The organism is Terribacillus halophilus, assembly GCF_900101385.1.
In the GTDB taxonomy this organism is placed as follows: Bacteria; Bacillota; Bacilli; order Bacillales; family Amphibacillaceae; genus Terribacillus; species Terribacillus halophilus.
The window spans coordinates 571199-587140 of record NZ_FMZB01000001.1; the positions used below are offsets into that span (position 1 = coordinate 571199).

The following is a 15942-nucleotide window of genomic DNA, read 5'->3' on the forward strand; positions in this document are numbered from 1 at the left end:
CAAATAGGGAGAACTTTTTATAAAAATGCTTTTTTAAATCTTATATGAGTTTAAATATTAAGCTAACTAATTGTACAGCTGTTATTAGCACTATGTTTTCGCGGTTGTCTAACGAGTTCTTGAAAGTTTGGCAAATTATCTGTTACAACTAAAGCCTCGTCAGTCGGTTATTGCTATGCACATTCATCTATACAAGAATGCCTCTGGGACTACAGCCCAATGAAAACTAAGTCTCTGTTTCTATTAACCTCCTGCGCACTGTCTGTTAGAATGTTAATAATCCGTAAAAAATTCCACTTTTTTGAGCATAGGATGCTATAATGATTTGGTAAATAATTTACGTTTGGAGTTGTGAAATGGATAATTGGATAACGCAGTTTATGGAACAATTCGGTTATTTCGCGATCGTATTGCTGATGGCTGGCGAGAACGTATTCCCACCGATCCCGTCAGAAATCATCCTGCTGTTCGGCGGCTTTTTGACAACCACTTCGACTAGTGTAACGGCGGTCGGTGTCATTATCGCAGCGACGATTGGTGCAGTCATCGGAGCTATTATCCTGTACGGGATCGGGCTTCTTTTGGATGTCGAGCGCCTGGAAAAAATCGTGGACCGCTGGGGACATATATTACGCATTAAAAAAGAAGACATACATAAAGCAGATGCTTGGTTTGATAAGTACGGCGTATGGACAATCTTCCTTTGCCGATTCGTACCGGTAATCCGGAGTTTGATTTCCATACCAGCCGGGATGTCGAATATGAACTTCCCGCTGTTCCTTATCTTTACGACATTAGGGACACTCATTTGGAATACAGTATTAGTATTGCTTGGTTTGTGGCTCGGTGAGTCCTGGACGACGGTGGAAACATATCTGGGGTATTACCAGGATGTCGTCATCGTAGTACTGGCGATTATTTTCGTCCTGTTCGTCATTTGGTTCATCAGAAGGAATAAAAAGAAAAAGTAATTAGAGGAGTAGAGGCATGAGTATTATTGAATTCTTTTCGGCCTTGATCATGGGGCTGGTCGAAGGATTGACAGAGTTTGCCCCTGTTTCATCCACTGGTCACTTGATCATCGTTGATGATATGTGGCTGAAAATACACGAATTGTTCAACGACGAAGTGGCAAATACGTTCATCATCGTCATTCAGCTTGGTTCCATTTTGGCTTCTGTCATTGTATTTTGGGACAAGTTCATGCAGATACTTGGTATTCGCAAGCTGCAAGGAAAAGAAGAAGCGATGCCGGGTAAACAAAATAAATTCAATCTTGGCACCGTCATTGTCGGCTTGCTGCCTGCTGGTGTCCTCGGACTTTTGTTCGATGACTTGATCGATAAGTATTTGTTCTCCGTATGGTATGTCATCGTGGCACTGGTCGTAGGAGCCTTCTTCATGATCTTTGCGGATCGGGTATCATCAAAAAAGAAGGAAACCATCGATTCATTGGATGATCTAACGTATAAGAAAGCTTTTCTGATCGGATTATTCCAGTGTATCTCCTTATGGCCTGGTTTCTCCCGTTCCGGAGCAACGATTTCCGGCGGTGTCATCCTTGGATTGAACCACCGGGTTGCCTCTGACTTCACGTTTATCATGGCGGTGCCGATCATGGCTGGTGCGAGCCTTGTCTCATTACGGAATCACCTGCATGCGTTCACACCTGATGTGATTCCGTTCTTTATCGTCGGATTCATCAGCGCATTTGTCTTTGCACTGATTGCCATCCGAACGTTCTTGAAAATCATTTCCAAATACAAACTCGTTCCTTTCGCCTTCTACCGCATTGCTTTGGCGATTGTGATCGTCATTTTCTTGATCATCAACTGATCCCTGTCTTGTACAGGGATCTTTTTTTGGCTAGAAGTGCCTTTCATATTATGACGCCTAAGACAGAAACTAATGCAGAAAGGAGGAGAAGCATCATGAAAAAACATCGCGTGGATGGCGGAATCTGGATTGATGATACGTATCAGCCAGGCGTGGAGGAAGGACTTACAGCCAAGCGGGACGAGCAGGATCCGACCAAAAAACATGTGCAGGCCGACTATGAAGGCGATACAGGTGATGCCCATACGCTGGGGCATTACCGATGACTAGGCGCAACCGTATTTTGGTTCCCCAAGCACGGGAAGGTCTTGATCGGCTGAAGCATCAAATCATCCAGGAGGCCAACCAGCCATATAAAACAGAACAAGCTGGGGACTTAGGAGATAGAACAAGCCGGGAAAATGGAAAGACAGGCGGCAGTATCGGCGGTAACATGGTCCGCGAACTCATACGGATGGCAGAAGAGAATTTGAAGCACCGTTAAGGAGGGCAAGCCCGTGAATGACAAGGACAAGTCACTTGAAAATTATTATATGAAGTATACAGATTTGGATGAAGATGGAAAAGATATCGCTTTTTCCCAGGAAGAAGCAGATGTTGACGATTTGGAGGCACAGGCCCGTTCTGATGCTGCTGATGCCCGTGTCAAGAAAAGGCATAAATAACCGGTCATATCTGCCCGTAGCATATGCCATACTAACTAAGCACGACATTTCATAGGGGGTAATCACTTTGGAAAACCAAATGCAGACAGCACAAACGAATCAGCCGACAACATTGCATGGCAAGCAGAACCATGGTGGTCATGAAATCTTTGATACGCATGAAATCCTTACTGGGATGATCAGTGCGATGGATCAATATAAAATTTTCGAACAATTCATCCAAGATGCGGAGCTCAAGACAATTGCACAACGCCAAGGTGATTTCTTGAAGCAGACGTATAATACAATGGTTGAATCTTTCAAAACTGGCCAGGATCCGACAGTGCCGACTACTTCCTACAGCATGCAGCAAGGAAATGATGTCGTATATGGGATAAAGCCGGCGCAGCCGAAAAAGCCAATCACATCCGTCAATGAAGTTACAGACGAGTGTGTCTCCACGTATATGCTTTCACAGGTGAAGGGACTTGCTTCCATGAGTGCACAAAGTGCCTGTGAATTGACAAACCCGGTATTAAGAAGAATTGTAGCGGATTCCGTACCGAACTTGATCGAGATGAGCTATGAAATCTTCTTGTATCAAAACAAACATCATTATTACCAAGTAGCCCAATTACAGCCAAGTGATATGGCTGCCATGATGCAAAGTTATGATACGGCTCCTATGAATCAAATGCATTAAATAGAAGGAAGGTCCGCCATCACGGCGGACCTTTTTATTGATCTTTCTGCTGTTGATAATTTGCTTCTTCTTTCAATTCATGACGAAGGCTGTCCACACTTGCTGCGCGTCGGTCGTTCTTTTCGTTTAAGTAGGAGATTTCCTCATCTGTCAAATGCTCACTGTTCGCTTTGACGAAATCCTCTGTCTGATGCACACGCTGCAGTGTATGCTGGATTGTATCCTCAATCCTTTCGGCATTATCTGCACGGTTGTCCGGATTTGGTTTTGGCATGGTAAACCTCCTTTCCAAGCAGATATAAAGTAGTATCCACTATAGGCAGGGAAGTTATGTATATCTCCTTTCCCTATGATGGAATGGCTAGGCAAGGACCCAAATCATGGGTGATTCGCTGCTTGTATCCCAAAAAGGAAGTATAGCTTGCCGCCTAAATGAAGCGCCTGGTCAGGAAGTGCTGTTAATGTCTTTTTTTGTTAAAAGCATCAGCATGTCGTAACACAACTGTCAATATTTTTAAAGAGATTCTAAAGTTCTATTGACGTCTCTTTTCCCATTTACTATACTTAATGAGAATCTAATTGATAATGAATATCAGTATCACCGATGCTGCTGAAAAGGTTTGACGCTTATGAAGTTGATTTACTTGCTTATCATTACTGTTCTACTAGCTGTTTGTTCCTTGTTTGTCGGAGTGGAAAACGTATCTTTTTCCGCTTTGTGGAACTTGGATGAGGAAGCTTGGAATATCGTGCTAATTAGCCGGCTGCCCCGGATGCTGAGTATCGTCATGGCCGGTACAAGTCTTGGCATATGCGGACTGATCATGCAGCAGCTTACCCAGAATAAATTCGTATCACCGACAACTGCAGGAACGATGGATTGGGCAAGATTGGGGATTCTGGTTTCTCTGTTGGTCTTTACCGATGCTAGCCCGATATGGAAAATGTGCATTGCTGCTGCTTTTGCTTTGTTTGGCACTTTGCTCTTCATGGGCATCCTCCAAAGATTGAAGCAGAAAGATACGATATTTATCCCGCTGGTCGGAATAATGTTGGGAAATGTAGTCAGTTCCATTGCGACATTTTTCGCACTGAAATTCGACTTGGTCCAAAACATGTCCTCATGGCTGCAGGGGGACTTCTCCTTGATCATGGAAGGACGCTACGAACTTCTTTACATTAGTGTTCCGCTGTTGATTATTGCCTTTTTATTTGCCAACATGTTCACAGTCGCTGGCATGGGAGAAGATTTCGCTACGAACCTCGGCCTTCCATATAAATATGTTGTGAACGTTGGCTTGATCATTGTTGCAATCATTACCGCTGTAGTCATCCTGACCGTCGGTGTCATCCCGTTTCTCGGTTTGATTGTCCCGAACATTGTCAGCATATATCGCGGTGATAATTTGAAAAACAGCATTTGGCACACAGCTGTTCTCGGTGCATCATTCCTGCTTGTATGTGATATAGCAGGGCGATTGATCATCTACCCATATGAAATATCTGTCGGTCTGATGGTAGGTGTCATCGGAACAGGTATCTTCCTTTATATGCTGCTGAGGAGGAAGGCCTATGCTTAAAAGAAAAATTATTTTGCTCATCTTGATTGCCCTTGGGTTGGCGGGTTTGTACTTGTTCATCCATATGAACTTGCAAGCGATGGAGTACTTGCTGCGTACTCGTCTGGAAAAAATATTAGCCATGTTCTTATGTGCGGTATCAATTGGTGTATCGACTGTTGTATTCCAGACGATTACACAAAATCGGATTTTGACTCCGAGCATCATGGGTCTCGATAGTGTGTATATGTTCATTCAGACCATTGTCGTTTTCCTATTCGGTTCAGGAACATTCGTCATCCTCCAAAGTGATGCCTATTTCTTTGTTACCATCTTGCTAATGGTCGGCTTCGCTTTTGGATTGTATCAGCTGCTGTTCCGCAGAGGAGAAAATAAATTATTCCTGCTGTTGCTTGTCGGGTTGGTACTTGGGACATTTTTCAGCAGTCTTTCGTCTTTCATGCAAATGATTATCGACCCGAATGAATTTCTCCTGATCCAGGATAGTATGTTCGCGAGCTTCACAGATGTAAATACGGATCTCCTGCTCGTCTCGGCAGTGATCATCATTGCCTTATGCATTTACATTTTCCGATACCGTCACTATTTCGATGTCATGTCAATCGGACGTGATCATGCAGTCAACCTTGGAGTCCCTTACGAAAAAATCGTCAAACGGATGTTCCTGGTGATTGCCGTATTGGTTGCCGTATCGACTGCATTGGTTGGACCCATCACGTTCTTGGGACTATTGACGGCCAATCTGGCGCGAGAGTTCTTGCAAACGTTCCGTCATACATATTTGCTGATCGCAGCCAGCTTGCTCAGTGTCATCGCACTGCTTGGCGGGCAGCTGATAGTCGAGAGAATTTTCTCTTTCTCTACGCCGATCAGTGTCATCATCAATTTCGTTGGCGGTATTTACTTCATCTATTTATTGGTAAAGGAGAGTAAGAAGATATGATCGTAGCAGAAAAGCTATCCAAGTTTTTTGGATCCAAGAAAGTCATTCAGGATGTTTCCGTCGAGGTGAAGCGTGGTGCGATCACTTCCTTCATCGGTCCAAATGGTGCCGGGAAAAGTACTTTGCTTTCCATGGTAAGCCGACTGCTGAAACAAGATGATGGGATTGTATATCTAGATGGCAAGGATGTCCATAAACAAAAAAGTAAGGATTTGGCGAAGACGATAGCCATACTGCGTCAGTCCAATGTTGTCCAGATGAGACTGACAGTGCGCGAGTTAGTCAGCTTCGGCCGATTCCCGTATTCGAGCGGACGTCTCACTGCCGAAGATGAGCAGAAGGTTAGTGAAGCCATTGCCTATGTGAATCTAGAGGAATTGGAAGATAAATACTTGAACGAATTGAGCGGGGGACAAAAGCAGCGAGCATTCATCGCCATGGTACTGGCGCAGGATACAGAATATATCCTGCTTGATGAACCGCTGAATAACCTCGATATGAAGCATGCCGTTCAAATGATGAAGCTGCTCCGTAAGCTGGTAGAGGATTTTGGGAAGACGATCTTGCTCGTCATCCATGACATCAATTTCGCTTCCGTATATTCAGACCGGATCGTGGCGATGAAGGACGGTCAAATTGTTGCAGAAGGCCCAACAGAAGATATCATCCAATCCGATGTTCTCAAATCTATATATGATCTGGACATCGACGTCCATAATATCAGTTGTAATCGGATTTGTGTCTACTTTTAATCAGCTTACAGGTTAAAGGGGTGGTGCCGTTATGAAGTATAATGCCTTTCTTGGCCAGCAATTCATCCATCAGATAGAAAAAGGAGAGGGATAAAATGAAAAAACTAACTTTGTTGATGACAGGTCTATTATTCATACTTCTGCTTGCAGCATGCGGAAGCAATTCCGATAGCGCAAGTGGTGCAGATAAAAAGGAAGAAAAGCTCACCATCAAACATGAACTGGGTGAAACGGAAGTCAGCAAGAATCCAGAGAAGATCGTTACTTTCGATATGGGAGCATTGGATACATTGGATAAGCTTGGTGTTGATGTTGCGGGTGTCCCACAAGAAAATCTTCCTGATTATCTTTCCAAATACAGCAGTGGGGATTATGAAAATGTTGGCGGCCTGAAAGAGCCTGATTTGGAGAAAATCGCTGAAATGCAGCCGGATGTCATCTTCATTTCCGGCCGACAAAGCGATTATTATGACCAGCTTAGTGAGCTTGCACCAACTATTTATGTTGGCGTTGACACGACGGATTATATGAATTCTTTCAAAAAGAATACCGAAACGATTGCCAAAATCGTAGGTAAAGAAACAGAAGCTGAAGAAGCATTAAGTAAAATTGATGATGCAATTGCCGAACTGAAAACGAAAGCAGAAGGCATGGACCAAAAAGCATTGATCACACTTGTGAATGACGGCAGTGTAAGTGCATATGGCAAAGCTTCACGTTTCGGTGTGATCCATGATGTCTATGGTGTGCCTGCAGTCGATGAAACAATCGAAGCTTCCACACACGGTCAATCCATTGGCTTTGAATACATTTCTGAAAAGAATCCTGATTACTTGTTCGTAGTTGACCGCGGAGCTGTTGTAGGCAACGGTACATCTTCGGCGGAAAAAGTATTGGATAATGAATTGGTAAATGGCACGAATGCAGCCAAGGAAAACCACATCACGTATCTAAGCCCAGATTACTGGTACCTATCTGGCGGCGGACTGGAGTCTGAATTGGAGAAAGTAAAAGAAGTCTCCGATGCATTGAAATAAGTAAGAACCAAAAAGCGCAAATGCACATGCATTTGCGCTTTTTTCTGCCAATCCGTATTTTTTGATACGGATGCATCGTTCACTTGCAGACCGTTCCAGAACAAACGCCTAATGCATTGAATGAAAATGTGCATGGCCATTCTTGCCCCATCGCATCTCTTGGATTATATTGCATCACGAGTTATGCCCTCACTTGATTTCCGACAAGCTTCCTTCTTCCGTAAATCCCCATATATTGAAGCTGGCTCCTTTGGTCAGCCTACAGTACCAGCATTGTTTTTTTGAAAAGACATCGAAAGGCGAAAAATGTAGAAAAAGGTTCATGATTGCAACAGATTAGCCGATAGAAAAGAAGAGAGGGGAAGGGGGAAACAATGATGAAGAAGCGACATATAGTCACGATGCTGAGTGTGGGATACCTTTATGCATGTTTACTTATCCTGCAAAATGAAAGGGTTTTCTTTATGGAATGGTGGATCAATGTTATCATTGGTCTCGTCTTGGCAGGGGGAAGCTTGGCCTTTATTTTTGTATATAAACAGGAAAAACTGGAGGAGACGGCCGAACAGATTATGGAGGAGCCTATTCTTCAAGAACCGGCAGCAACAATCGAGCCTGATGTTGAACCAGTGATAGAAGAGGGGAACACTGAACTGGAACAGACAGGTGAAGCGCTGAGGCAAATTGTTATAGCATTGGAAGAAGTGACGGTTGGATCGGAGAATCAATCCCAGTCATCAGCGGAACTGGCTGCGACGATGCAAAAGTTCGCGGAAAATGTCATGATGGTTGCATTGAAAGGAGAAGAAGCGAAACAGATTGCAGCCGAAATGGATGCGTTGACAAAAGAAGGCGCTTCTCATATGGAAGATTCCGTAAATCATATGGAGACAATAACCAGTAAGATTACATTCTCCTATGAAAAAGTAAGAGGTTTGAATGGCAAGACAGAGCAAATCAGTTCCTTGCTGAAGGCAATCAAGGATATTGCCGAGCAGACGAATTTATTGGCGCTGAATGCTGCCATCGAAGCTGCACGGGCAGGCGATCAAGGGCGAGGATTTGCTGTAGTTGCTGATGAAGTGCGCAAACTTTCCGACCAGGTCCGCGTTGCTGTGACAGATATAACAGGTGTGTTTCAAAGCATCCAGACAGAATCGAAGGATGCAGTCGACGCTCTCGGTGCAGGCAAGGAGGCCGTGGTTGCAGGATCAGATAAAATCATTACTACCCAAAGTACGTTTGAACAACTGCAAGAAGAGATTGGTATCACAAGCAGTCAAATCGAAGCGATTGCTGCAGCAATGTATGACGTGCTCGATAATACACGCGGTGTAACAGATAGTATCAATAACATTGTTTCTGTGGCGGAACAGAATGCAGCAAGTATGCAGGAGGTTACTGCCATTACGCAGGATATTCAGCAAAAATTCAACAATCAATGAAAAAGCGACCAGAAATGGTCGCTTTTTCACTTAGGCTGCAATTCCCCAAGGGGAGAAGAGAATATACAAGCCGATGATGCAAATAGTAATGAAGATGGCAAACGGCTTCGCGTATTTCCAAGGCGTCATATCGACAACCTCTGCATCTCTTAGTACGTAGGGCTCTTTCCGCGGCTTCCATTTGCCGAGTGCAATCATAAGCAGCAAGCTGAACGGGAAGAGGATTGCCAATACATAAAGGAAATGTACTTCTCCGAATAGCAGTTTGGACAGCCCATATAAGATTAAGTGGGTAACAATAGCGATCTTGACCGCAAAAGCTGGTACCCGTTTAGTAAAGAATCCTATGAAAATGGCAGCCACGATCGGTACGTTGATGAATCCGAACATCTCCTGCAGATAATTGTATAATCCGCTAGGGAAGAAGATGATGAATGGAGCAATGATAATGGAAATGACACCTACTGTAATTGCGAATAGACGACCTGCTTTCACAAGCTCGGAGTCTGTTGCATTCTTACGGAAAATAGGCTTGTACAAGTCCAACGTGAACAATGTCATCGTACTGCTTAATGCACCATTGAACGAGCTGAGGATGGCACCGAACAGGATGGCTGCAAAAATACCGGTTATGGCGGTCGGCAGCAAATCGATGATCAAAGTCGGATAGGCATCATCCGCAGTTTTCAATGAGTCCCCGTAAAGATGGAATGCTATCGTACCAGGCAATAGCAGATAAAGAATGCCGAACAACTTGAAGAATCCTGTCAGCAGGACACCTTTTTGTCCCTCGGCCAGATTTTTAGCACCTAGTGATTTCTGGACGATTGCTTGGTTGGCTGCCCAGTAGAACAAGTTGTTTACTAGCAATCCGGTAAAGATTGTCGGCCAAGGAACATTGGCATCATTGCTGCTATCGATTGCATTCAGTTTTTCAGGATGATTGTTGATTAGTTTATCGATACCGCCAGTGATGCTGCTGTCTCCCAAAGCCCAAAGTCCAAGCAGTAGAATACATATTCCGCTGATAATCAAGGCGATGCCATATAAGGTGTCAGCAGCTGAAATTGCACGTAATCCTCCAAATACAACGTATCCAAGACTGACTAACCCGATTACACCAGCAATCAATGCAACGGCCCAAAAAGTACTGATATGTAAGCCGCCAGTTATGTTGAAAATAGAATCCAGTACTAATGCCCCGGAATAAAGGACAGTTGGCAAGAATGAAGTCATATAGCCAAGAATGAACAAAACAGAAACAAACTGACGCGTCCGCATATCGAATCGCTGTTCAAGGAAATCAGGAATGGTTGTGATTCCTGTTTTCAAATAACGAGGCAGAAATAGAAATGCAAGGACGAATAAAGCGAGCGGGGATGTGACTTCCCATGCCATTGCAGTAAAGTTGCCGCCGAACGTCTGACCATTCTGTCCAACTAGCTGTTCCGTTGATAGGTTTGTCAAAAGCATGGAGCTGCCGATGGCTATACCTGTCAGACTGCGGCCTCCAAGGAAATAGCCGTCCGAGGTAGCAAGGTCGATTCCCTTCGTCTTTCGCCAGGAATAATAGGCAATTCCAATCGTAACAATGACAAATGATAGAATGATGAACGCATAAAGCATATCTGTTCCTCCTTAAGTACTTTCACAACAGCTGAGCGCTGTAATCCTTCTCATGGAATACCCTGGGCTTTAAAATCCAAAACATATCAAAATAGTTGAATCCGCTTCCTATGATTTTTTTGTTAAATGAATGAGTTTTGGTTTGTATCGTGCACGTATCTGTTGTATCTTTAGCCAATGTCATGTCAAAAAAAGGAGGAGTTAAGATGTCTTTAGCAAGCAGACAGTTCAAGCCTTCGACAGTGATTGCCGTGTTGATGATCTGTGCTTTTTCCATAGGGACGACGGAATATGTAGTGACGGGAGTATTGACGCATATTGCGCAGGACCTTGGGGTGACGATTGCAGCTGCCGGTCTTGTGGTAAGCATGTATGCGCTTGGCGTGGCGGTATTTGGGCCGCTTATGACTACATTTTCCGTCAAGCTGCCCCGCAAACCGATGCTGCTTTTATTCATGCTGATATTCATCATCAGTAATATTATTAGTGCGACTGCACCGAATTTTACGGTATTGCTCGTATCAAGGGTTACTTCCGCTTTTATTCATGGCCCATTTTTTGCGTTGGCATTTGTCATGGCGAGTGAACTGGTGGAGCCGCGAAAACGGGTCCAGGCGATTGCAGCCGTCAATGGCGGGCTCACGATTGCCATCATGATTGGTGTGCCATTCGGAGCCTATCTTGGTTCGCTTATCGAGTGGCGTCTTGTATTCTGGCTGATTGCATTCCTTGGGGTGATCGGGATGATTGGTCTGCTTATTTGCGCACCGAATACGAAGCCTGCGGAAACACCGCTTATCAAACAGGAGCTTAGCGTATTTAAGCATAAACAAGTATTGTTGACGATTGCGATCATCATCTTTGGCTACTCAGGCGTATTTACAGCCTATACCTATATCGAACCATTGCTGCGATCGATTACCGGTTTTGGAGGCATCGGCATCATGATCAGTCTATTCTTTTTCGGAATGGGCAGCGTTATCGGTAATTTTTCCACACCTAAACTGGCAGGAGGGAATGTGACCAAGACGCTTATATACGTGTTTGCCATATTGACAGTCATTCTTTTACTGTTTCCGCTGGCGACACCTTATGCTATCACGGCTGTTTTGGTTATCGGTCTATTCGGAGCAGGTGCATTCGGGACGACGCCATTATTGCAGTCAAAAATCGTCATGGCAGCAAAAGAAGGACCGACAATTGCAGCAGCCGCAAGTGTTTCAGCTTTCAATCTGGCAAATGCCAGCGGTGCTTATATAGGCGGAATCGTGCTCGATGCAAATCTAGGTTACACATGGCTTTCCGTTATAGGAGCGGGAATTTCTATAATTGGTATACTATTATCTGCTGTTTCCTACCGGGAGGAAAAAAAAGCAGCCGAAGTGGCCTGAATATATTGCAAGCAGTGATAGCTTCCTGCATACTAGAAGAAATTTCTGGGGGGAAGCAGGTTATGAATCCAATCGTAAGAGACTTCAAGACTACTATCGAAACAGAACGTCTTATCATCAGGCAGCCGCAAGTCGATGATGGAAAAGTTGTGAATGAAGCGATCAAAGCGTCCTTGCCGGAGTTGAAGCGCTGGTTGCCGTTTGCCCAGAAATTGCCGACGTCGGAGGATACGGAAGAAAATATCAGGGAGTCGGTTGCAAATTGGATCAATCGGACGAACTTGCGCATGCTCATCTTTCGTAAGGATACGGGAAGTTTCATTGCTTCCAGCGGCTTTCACGCAATCGATTGGGATATCCCGAAAGTTGAAATAGGCTACTGGATGGATACGCGCCATACGGGTCAGGGGTTTATGACCGAAGCGGTCGAGGCGCAGACGGAGTATGCCTTCACTGAGCTTGGTGTCCGTCGGGTCCAGATACTGTGCGATGTGGAAAACAGTGCAAGCCGAGCCGTTCCTGAACGGCTCGGCTACCAGCTGGAAGGGATACATTATTGCGACAGTCTGCACGCGGATGGAAAGACAGTGCGCAACACGGTGTATTACAGCAAAACCAAATAACGGTTGGTTATCCAGTCGTTGAAGCCAAATTACATAAAACGTTCAAATTTTGTTCAATACTTGTTCTTATTCTCTCTTTTTGCTGGTGTTAGAATGAAAATTGAACTGTTTACTTACTAGGCAAGTCTGGTCTTTTTGGCTGCTTTGTATTACACTAGTTTCTGGATTGTTGTCAGACACTGCCTGTCAGGCAGTGTGATTGTGTGTTTCCATCTGAATTTTCTGCTGCTCTTATGGTATTGCGGAAGGCTCATTGTGAAATACTTATCAAAACCCTATTAAAAGCGAAGGGTCGTTTTCTTATGCAGAGGGAAAATGGCACATTCGTGAACTCAGGTAAAGAAAGGAAGGGAAGCAGGCGCATGCTTAAAAAATTGAAACCCTTAAGTCTTCTGTTGTTCCTTGCCCTGCCGCTAATGCTCGCCGGCTGTTCTACACCGGAAGTGCTCGATCCGAAAGGACCAGTGGCAAGTCAGCAAAGTGACCTTATTATTCTATCGATCATCTTCATGCTTACAATCGTTGCGGTTGTATTCGTACTGTTGACAATCATCCTTGTCAAGTACAGAGAAAGAAAGGATCACGATAAGTACAGCCCTGAATTACATGGCAGCATGCTGCTTGAGACGATCTGGACGATCATCCCGATCATCATCGTCGTTATCTTGGCTGTTCCAACTGTAAGAACCATTTATTCACTAGAGAAAGCGCCGGAGCCGAAATCGGCTGAAGCTGCGAGTGAAGATCCGCTAGTGATCCATGCAACATCCATCAACTGGAAGTGGGTATTCACCTATCCGGATGAAGATATTGAAACAGTGAACTATCTGCACATCCCGATTCACCGTCCGGTGGAATTCAAACTGACATCTGCCGATTCCATGGCTGCTCTATGGATTCCAAGCCTTGGTGGTCAGAAATACAACATGGCAGGCATGCAGACAACGCTTTATCTGCAAGCTGATGAAGCTGGCGTCTACGATGGCCGAAATGCAAACTTCACAGGTGAAGGCTTCAATGAACAGCGCTTCAAAGTCTACGCTGAGGAAGAAGCGGATTACCAACAGTGGGTGGAAGAGGTACAGAACTCCGCTCCAGAACTGACACAATACGAGTATGACAACCTTCTGATTCCTGGTGTTTATGACGACGGAACAGCTGAATTCAATGGTACGCACTTGCAATGGATCGACCATTCTAAAAATGCGGAATACACATTGGAAGCATGGGATCGATTAGGCTATGAGCCGAAGAATCCGCATGCGAAAGACAAATCCCAAAATATCTTGCCGGAAGACGAGATTCCATACTATCAGCAAGACAATACTGTAGACTACTCGGATGAAGACATGGACAATAATGAACATGCGCATGCGAGTCACGAGTAACAGAGAGAGGGGGAAGAATTTTGGACTTAAAATGGAATGAGTTTATCATCACTGGCGATCCGTTGATCCTGGGTGCACAAATAAGTATTTTGCTTGGATCGATCGCTGCAGTTGCTGCCCTTACTTATTTTAAAAAGTGGACGTGGCTATGGAAAGAATGGCTGACTTCTGTCGACCATAAAAAATTGGGTATTATGTACATCCTTAGTGCCCTCTTGATGCTATTCCGCGGTGGGGTCGACGGTTTGATGATGCGTACACAGCTTGCAACACCAAACATGGAGTTCCTTGATCCGCAGCATTATAACGAAGTATTCTCGACACACGGTGTCATCATGATCATCTTCATGGCGATGCCATTCCTGATCGGTTTGATCAACTACATCGTACCGTTGCAAATCGGTGCGCGTGACGTTGCCTTCCCGTTCTTGAATAACTTGAGCTTCTGGACATTCTTTGTCGGTATGGCTCTATTCAATATTTCCTTCATCATCGGTGGTTCACCGGATGCCGGATGGACAGGATATACGCCGCTTGCGACGAATGATTTCAGTCCCGGCCCTGGTCAGAACTACTACTTGCTAGGTATCCAGATTGCTGGTATCGGTACATTGATGACAGGTATCAACTTCTTCGTAACCATCTTGAAGATGCGTACGAAAGGTATGACATTGATGAAAATGTCCATGTTCACATGGACAACGCTGATCACAATGCTGATCATCATCTTTGCATTCCCAGTACTTACAGTAGCCTTGGCAATGCAGACTTTCGACCGTCTATTCGGTTCCGTACTCTTCACCTTGCATGGTGATGGTAACCCGATGCTTTGGGTCAACTTGTTCTGGGTATGGGGTCACCCTGAAGTATATATCGTTATACTTCCTGCGTTCGGGATCTTCTCGGAGATCATCTCGACATTTGCCAGAAAACAGCTATTCGCCTACAAAGCGATGGTTGTATCCATCGTGACGATTTCTGTGTTGAGCTTCCTAGTATGGGTTCACCACTTCTTCACAATGGGTAATAGTGCAGAAGCGAACAGTTTCTTCTCTATTACAACAATGGCAATTTCAATCCCTACCGGGGTTAAGATATTCAACTGGCTATTTACGATGTATCGAGGGCGTATCACCTTTACGACGCCGATGCTTTGGTCCCTTGCCTTCATCCCGAACTTCGTTATCGGTGGGGTGACAGGGGTTATGCTTGCGATGGCAGCAGCTGACTATCAGTATCACAATACGTACTTCCTAGTATCTCACTTCCACTATGTGTTGATCTCTGGTACTGTATTTGCTTGTTTCGCAGGTTTGATTTATTGGTACCCGAAAATGTTCGGACATAAAATGAACGAAAAAATCGGTAAATGGGTATTCTGGATTTTCATCATTGGCTTCAACGTATGTTTCTTCCCGCAGTACTTCCTAGGGTTGGACGGTATGCCAAGACGTATTTCCACTTATTTACCGGAAGATGGCTGGACTGGTTTGAACTTCATTTCCACAGTCGGTGCCTTCCTGATGGGTCTTGCATTCATCATCTTCGTGTATAACATCTACTACAGCTGGAGATATGCACCAAGAGAAAAAACCGGCGATGCATGGGGTCTTGGACGTAACCTGGAATGGGCAACAAGCTCTTCTATCCCGCCGCATTACAACTTTGCAGTTCTTCCGGAAGTGACAGGTCTTGATCCTTATTGGGATATGAAAGAAAAAGGCCTTGATCAGCAGAAGAATGTTGATTACAAACCGATTCACATGCCAAGCAACTCCGCTGTACCGGCAATCATGTCCGTCTTGATGGGCTTTGCAGGATTCGGCCTTGTGTTCCACTGGTATTGGATGGGTATCGTAGGTGCAATCGGTATCTTCATCACAATGATCGTTCGTTCATTCGATTACAATGACGGCTATTACATCAGTGTGGAAGAAATAAAAGAAACAGAAGCGAAAGCGAATAAATAAGGAG

General features: G+C 44.6%; 17 protein-coding genes. 15 read left to right on the forward strand and 2 right to left on the reverse strand.

From position 1 onward, the window contains the following. Positions 1-356: 356 nt before the first annotated feature. From BLQ53_RS02680 to BLQ53_RS02700, 6 genes are all read left to right on the forward strand, one after another. Positions 357-971 (forward strand): DedA family protein, encoded by a 615-nt coding sequence (locus BLQ53_RS02680; RefSeq protein WP_093725717.1) that lies wholly within the window; start codon positions 357-359, stop codon positions 969-971. A 16-nt stretch (positions 972-987) separates the two neighbouring features. Then, the gene (locus tag BLQ53_RS02685) at positions 988-1836 is read left to right on the forward strand and encodes an undecaprenyl-diphosphate phosphatase (protein WP_093725719.1); all 849 of its coding nucleotides are present in this window, start codon (positions 988-990) and stop codon (positions 1834-1836) included. Between the two features lie 95 nt (positions 1837-1931). Beyond that, the gene (locus BLQ53_RS18830; RefSeq protein WP_170829554.1) at positions 1932-2102 is read left to right on the forward strand and encodes a hypothetical protein; all 171 of its coding nucleotides are present in this window, start codon (positions 1932-1934) and stop codon (positions 2100-2102) included. Then, positions 2099-2320, forward strand: coding sequence for an alpha/beta-type small acid-soluble spore protein (locus tag BLQ53_RS02690; RefSeq protein WP_093725721.1), 222 nt, complete (start codon positions 2099-2101; stop codon positions 2318-2320). Before BLQ53_RS18830 ends, BLQ53_RS02690 begins: the two co-directional genes overlap by 4 nt. 49 nt (positions 2321-2369) lie before the next feature. Further along, on the forward strand, positions 2370-2501 hold the full coding sequence (locus BLQ53_RS02695) for a YfhD family protein (RefSeq protein WP_093725858.1): 132 nt from the start codon (positions 2370-2372) through the stop codon (positions 2499-2501). A 67-nt stretch (positions 2502-2568) separates the two neighbouring features. After that, entirely contained in the window at positions 2569-3183 is a 615-nt protein-coding gene (locus BLQ53_RS02700; protein ID WP_244499215.1) for a spore coat protein, read from the forward strand. Between the two features lie 34 nt (positions 3184-3217). On the opposite strand, the gene tlp is transcribed toward BLQ53_RS02700, so the two are convergent. Next, complete coding sequence (gene tlp / locus BLQ53_RS02705; RefSeq protein ID WP_093725723.1) at positions 3218-3457, reverse strand: small acid-soluble spore protein Tlp; 240 nt, start codon at positions 3455-3457, stop codon at positions 3218-3220. A 355-nt stretch (positions 3458-3812) separates the two neighbouring features. Here tlp and BLQ53_RS02710 point away from each other — a divergent pair, with 355 nt between their 5' ends. The 5 genes from BLQ53_RS02710 to BLQ53_RS02730 all read left to right on the forward strand — a co-directional run bounded on the left by BLQ53_RS02710 (position 3813) and on the right by BLQ53_RS02730 (position 8940). Next, positions 3813-4763: an ABC transporter permease gene (locus BLQ53_RS02710; protein ID WP_093725724.1), complete on the forward strand. Its 951-nt coding sequence runs from the start codon at positions 3813-3815 to the stop codon at positions 4761-4763. Next, complete coding sequence (locus tag BLQ53_RS02715; RefSeq protein WP_093725725.1) at positions 4756-5706, forward strand: iron chelate uptake ABC transporter family permease subunit; 951 nt, start codon at positions 4756-4758, stop codon at positions 5704-5706. The genes BLQ53_RS02710 and BLQ53_RS02715 overlap by 8 nt, the downstream gene beginning before the upstream one ends. Continuing rightward, positions 5703-6458, forward strand: a complete 756-nt coding sequence (locus BLQ53_RS02720; protein WP_093725726.1) for an iron ABC transporter ATP-binding protein — start codon at positions 5703-5705, stop codon at positions 6456-6458. Before BLQ53_RS02715 ends, BLQ53_RS02720 begins: the two co-directional genes overlap by 4 nt. 95 nt (positions 6459-6553) lie before the next feature. Beyond that, the gene (locus BLQ53_RS02725; protein WP_093725727.1) at positions 6554-7495 is read left to right on the forward strand and encodes a siderophore ABC transporter substrate-binding protein; all 942 of its coding nucleotides are present in this window, start codon (positions 6554-6556) and stop codon (positions 7493-7495) included. Positions 7496-7872: 377 nt separating this feature from the next. After that, positions 7873-8940 carry a methyl-accepting chemotaxis protein gene (locus tag BLQ53_RS02730; RefSeq protein ID WP_170829555.1) on the forward strand — a complete coding sequence of 356 codons (1068 nt, stop codon included), beginning with the start codon at positions 7873-7875 and terminating at the stop codon, positions 8938-8940. A gap of 30 nt (positions 8941-8970) precedes the next feature. Here the strand turns inward: BLQ53_RS02730 and BLQ53_RS02735 are convergent, their stop codons facing one another. Beyond that, positions 8971-10566 carry a solute:sodium symporter family transporter gene (locus BLQ53_RS02735; RefSeq protein ID WP_093725729.1) on the reverse strand — a complete coding sequence of 532 codons (1596 nt, stop codon included), beginning with the start codon at positions 10564-10566 and terminating at the stop codon, positions 8971-8973. A 206-nt stretch (positions 10567-10772) separates the two neighbouring features. Here BLQ53_RS02735 and BLQ53_RS02740 point away from each other — a divergent pair, with 206 nt between their 5' ends. From BLQ53_RS02740 to qoxB, 4 genes are all read left to right on the forward strand, one after another. Beyond that, the gene (locus tag BLQ53_RS02740) at positions 10773-11957 is read left to right on the forward strand and encodes an MFS transporter (protein WP_093725730.1); all 1185 of its coding nucleotides are present in this window, start codon (positions 10773-10775) and stop codon (positions 11955-11957) included. A 62-nt stretch (positions 11958-12019) separates the two neighbouring features. Further along, positions 12020-12580 (forward strand): GNAT family N-acetyltransferase, encoded by a 561-nt coding sequence (locus tag BLQ53_RS02745; RefSeq protein WP_093725731.1) that lies wholly within the window; start codon positions 12020-12022, stop codon positions 12578-12580. A gap of 362 nt (positions 12581-12942) precedes the next feature. Continuing rightward, a complete protein-coding gene (gene qoxA / locus BLQ53_RS02750) occupies positions 12943-13968 on the forward strand; it encodes a cytochrome aa3 quinol oxidase subunit II (protein WP_093725860.1) in 1026 nt (341 codons plus the stop codon). Positions 13969-13988: 20 nt separating this feature from the next. Beyond that, positions 13989-15938, forward strand: a complete 1950-nt coding sequence (gene qoxB / locus BLQ53_RS02755; protein WP_093725732.1) for a cytochrome aa3 quinol oxidase subunit I — start codon at positions 13989-13991, stop codon at positions 15936-15938. The last annotated feature ends 4 nt before the right edge of the window (positions 15939-15942 follow it).

Bases quoted from the DNA above. Each gene is read 5' to 3' on its own strand.
- BLQ53_RS02690 (WP_093725721.1), top strand. From the start codon at position 2,099: ATGACTAGGCGCAACCGTATTTTGGTTCCCCAAGCACGGGAAGGTCTT.
- BLQ53_RS02720 (WP_093725726.1), top strand. From the start codon at position 5,703: ATGATCGTAGCAGAAAAGCTATCCAAGTTTTTTGGATCCAAGAAAGTC.
- BLQ53_RS02680 (WP_093725717.1), top strand. From the start codon at position 357: ATGGATAATTGGATAACGCAGTTTATGGAACAATTCGGTTATTTCGCG.
- BLQ53_RS02685 (WP_093725719.1), top strand. From the start codon at position 988: ATGAGTATTATTGAATTCTTTTCGGCCTTGATCATGGGGCTGGTCGAA.
- BLQ53_RS02735 (WP_093725729.1), bottom strand. From the start codon at position 10,566: ATGCTTTATGCGTTCATCATTCTATCATTTGTCATTGTTACGATTGGA.
- BLQ53_RS02725 (WP_093725727.1), top strand. From the start codon at position 6,554: ATGAAAAAACTAACTTTGTTGATGACAGGTCTATTATTCATACTTCTG.
- BLQ53_RS02695 (WP_093725858.1), top strand. From the start codon at position 2,370: ATGAAGTATACAGATTTGGATGAAGATGGAAAAGATATCGCTTTTTCC.
- BLQ53_RS02745 (WP_093725731.1), top strand. From the start codon at position 12,020: ATGAATCCAATCGTAAGAGACTTCAAGACTACTATCGAAACAGAACGT.
- BLQ53_RS02715 (WP_093725725.1), top strand. From the start codon at position 4,756: ATGCTTAAAAGAAAAATTATTTTGCTCATCTTGATTGCCCTTGGGTTG.
- BLQ53_RS18830 (WP_170829554.1), top strand. From the start codon at position 1,932: ATGAAAAAACATCGCGTGGATGGCGGAATCTGGATTGATGATACGTAT.
- BLQ53_RS02740 (WP_093725730.1), top strand. From the start codon at position 10,773: ATGTCTTTAGCAAGCAGACAGTTCAAGCCTTCGACAGTGATTGCCGTG.
- BLQ53_RS02710 (WP_093725724.1), top strand. From the start codon at position 3,813: ATGAAGTTGATTTACTTGCTTATCATTACTGTTCTACTAGCTGTTTGT.
- BLQ53_RS02730 (WP_170829555.1), top strand. From the start codon at position 7,873: ATGAAGAAGCGACATATAGTCACGATGCTGAGTGTGGGATACCTTTAT.
- tlp (WP_093725723.1), bottom strand. From the start codon at position 3,457: ATGCCAAAACCAAATCCGGACAACCGTGCAGATAATGCCGAAAGGATT.
- qoxA (WP_093725860.1), top strand. From the start codon at position 12,943: ATGCTTAAAAAATTGAAACCCTTAAGTCTTCTGTTGTTCCTTGCCCTG.